Annotated in this window: 1 protein-coding gene; it reads left to right on the top strand. The window is 45.1% G+C overall.

All coding sequences use genetic code 11. The features are described from left to right. Positions 1-205, top strand: a 205-nt coding sequence (locus tag AB9F29_RS21615) for a hypothetical protein (protein WP_369757213.1), incomplete at its 5' end; no start/stop codon positions are given. Between the last annotated feature and the right edge of the window lie 130 nt (positions 206-335).

Raw genomic sequence — 335 nt, 5'->3', positions numbered from 1 at the left:
ATCAAACAGACAATTAGTGAACGACCGCAGTAAAACCCATGCCATTAAGGCGTCTGATTGCTGCACATTGAAAGGGCAGACGATGGCCAAAGGTAAAAACAGCAAAAAAGAGACCAAAAAACCCAAAAAAGAGAAGCAGAAAGTCTCTGCAACTGCGGGTTCCCAGAACGGGAAACCTGCAATATCAATCACAGGTAAAAAGTGACGTAAGGCGATAAAAATGGCGACCAAATAGCTGGAGTGGTAAAATCACAACGGAAGCGATGGTCGCCGAAAGACTATAGGAGTTGAATTGAAATGATGCGCGATGCACCAATGGCCGCAATGCGAAAGCT

The organism is Falsihalocynthiibacter sp. S25ZX9, assembly GCF_041205405.1.
Lineage (GTDB): Bacteria > Pseudomonadota > Alphaproteobacteria > Rhodobacterales > Rhodobacteraceae > Falsihalocynthiibacter > Falsihalocynthiibacter arcticus.
The sequence above is the reverse complement of the archived record's forward strand: the minus strand, read 5'-3'. Positions and strand labels throughout refer to the sequence as shown.